This window comes from Micrococcus sp. HSID17227 (assembly GCF_003989405.1).
Taxonomy (GTDB): domain Bacteria; phylum Actinomycetota; class Actinomycetes; order Actinomycetales; family Micrococcaceae; genus Micrococcus; species Micrococcus luteus.
This window is the reverse complement of sequence record NZ_RBLN01000323.1, coordinates 1-2176: the sequence shown is the minus strand read 5'-3', so window position 1 is coordinate 2176 and position 2176 is coordinate 1. Positions and strand designations below refer to the sequence as shown.

The 2176-nt window shown below is 75.3% G+C and carries 3 protein-coding genes; all 3 read left to right on the top strand.

The window, feature by feature from the left end; genetic code table 11:
- Positions 1 to 239 (top strand): DUF3180 family protein (locus tag D8M29_RS11355; protein ID WP_127445986.1); only part of this gene is annotated, 239 nt, incomplete at its 5' end.
- On the top strand, positions 220 to 732 hold the full coding sequence (locus D8M29_RS11350; protein ID WP_020625296.1) for a PH domain-containing protein: 513 nt from the start codon (positions 220 to 222) through the stop codon (positions 730 to 732). The genes D8M29_RS11355 and D8M29_RS11350, both read left to right, overlap by 20 nt.
- Positions 729 to 2176 (top strand): PH domain-containing protein (locus tag D8M29_RS11345; protein WP_238693399.1); only part of this gene is annotated, 1448 nt, incomplete at its 3' end. The genes D8M29_RS11350 and D8M29_RS11345, both read left to right, overlap by 4 nt.

Sequence of the window (2176 nt, the reverse complement as noted above, 5' to 3'; positions counted from 1 at the left end):
ACGCCGGGGTGGCGGTGCAGGTGCTGCTGCGGGCCGGCGTGGAGGCACCGACCGTGCGGGAGGCCGCCCTGCAGGCCGTCGGCGGTCTCGTCCTGCTGGTGGTGGGGCTGATCGTCGAACGGTGGTGCCGGATCCCGCCTGAGGAGGATGCGCCCGAGGGCGGTCGTGGGCAGGATGGGTCCCCGGGCCGACCGGCCCGTCCCGAGACCGAAGGAGGGTATGCCCGTGCCCGGCATTGACCTGAGCGGCGTGGCCTTCACCCCGGCCTCGCCCCGGCTGGCGACGGTGAAGCTCATCGCCACGACCATCGGCCACCTGATCTGGCTCGCCGCGTTCTCCGTGCCGCTGATCCTCAAGCTCACCGGCCCGTGGGCGGGGATGGCCGCGTGGGTCGCGTGGGGGCTGCCGGCCGTCGTCGTCGTGTCCTGGATCGTGGACCTGATCCTGATCCCGCGGCGCGTGCGCGCGATGGGCTGGGCCGAGCGCGAGGACGACGTCCTGTGGCGCGAGGGCATCCTGTTCCGCAGCGTGCATGCGGTGCCGTACGGCCGCCTGCAGTACGTGGACGTGTCGGACGGTCCGCTGCTGCGCCGGGTCGGGCTGCAGACCCTCACCCTGAAGACCGCCGCCGCGGGCGGGGACGTCACCCTGGAGGGCGTGCCCCGCGAGAGGGCCGAGGAGCTGCGCGAGGTCCTCATGGCGCGCGGCCAGGCGCGGCTGGCGGGCCTGTGAGCGCCGCCGCCCCGCCCCCCGCCGACGACGCCGGCTGGGTCCGCGTCCACCCCGCCTCGCCCTGGGTGCGGGGCTGGACCTTCCTGCTGCTGTTCCTGTTCTTCGTGGGTCGCAACGCGGTGGAGGACTTCGCGGCGGGCCGGCTCAGCGGGGAGGACGTCCCGGGCGACGGCAGCCTGCTCGTGGCCGGCGGCATCCTGCTGGGGGCCACCCTGCTGATCAGCCTCGTGTTCTTCTTCTCCTGGTGGTTCACCCGGTTCCGCTGCGGGGAGGACCGGATCGAGCTGCGCCAGGGCTGGCTCTTCCGCAGCCGCCGGCAGATGCGCTACGACCGCATCCAGGCGGTGGACCTGCAGCACCCCCTCGTGGCCCGGCTGCTCGGGCTGGCCACGGTGAAGGTCGAGGCGGCCGACGGCGGCGAGTCCGCGCTCGAGCTGTCCTTCCTGCGCCGCGCCGAGGCCGAAGCGGTGCGCCGGGAGATCCTGGACCGCGCGTCGGGGGTGCTCGGGGGAGCCGGGGCGGACGCGTCCGCCCCGGAGCGAGCGGCCGAGCCCGGCCTCGCCGACCCCGACGCCGTGGACGCCGGCGAACTCATGCTGCAGGTGCCCGCGGGGCGGCTCCTCGGCTCCGTCCTGCTCTCCGGAGGCGTGCTGGGGGTGCTGGCCGGGTCCCTGATCTGGCTGGGCGGTCTCGCCCTCGTGGTCGCGCTGCTGCCCGAGGCGGTGCTGGACGAGGGGGAGACCCTGACCGGGATCGGCGCGGCCGCGTCCCTGCCGGCCCTGTTCTCCGTGGCCGGCGTCGCGTGGTCCCGGCTGAACGCCGGCTGGGGCTTCCAGGTGCGCCGCTCCACCGACGGGCTGCGACTGCGGCACGGGCTCACCGAGACCACCCACCAGACCGTCCCGCCGGGGCGGGTGCAGGGGGTGACCGTCTCCCAGCCCCTGTTCTGGCGGCCCTTCGGCTGGTATCGGGTGAACATGGCGGTGGCCGGCTACCTGCAGGAGTCCGACGGCGCCCGGGACGTCGCGCTGCCCGTCGGTCCGTGGGAGGACGTGCTCCGCGTCCTCACGGTCGTGGCACCGGACCCGGGCCTGGACGGTGATCCGCGCGCCGCGCAGGGGCTGACCCCCGCCGGGCTCATGCACCTGGGCGTGCACGGCTCCGGCACGGAGGGCGGCTTCCAGCACGTGCCGCGGCGCGGCAGGTGGTGGTTCAACTGGTTCGCCTGGCAGCGGATCGGCTTCACGACGACGCGGACCCTCCTGGTGGTGCGCAGCGGCTGGTTGAACCGCCGGCTGCAGACCCTCCAGCACGAGCGTGGTCTGCGCGCTCGAGACCACGGAGCGGATCGAGTACACGCCGGCCCTGCTGGACGGCCTCCTGGCCGACGCCGGGGCCCACCCCGTCGGCTGGTCCGCGGACCGACCGCGGGTCGCCGGGCCGG

What these genes read in the sequence shown, in the direction of transcription:
- D8M29_RS11350 (WP_020625296.1), top strand. Translation starts at nt 220, where the DNA reads ATGCCCGTGCCCGGCATTGACCTGAGCGGCGTGGCCTTCACCCCGGCC.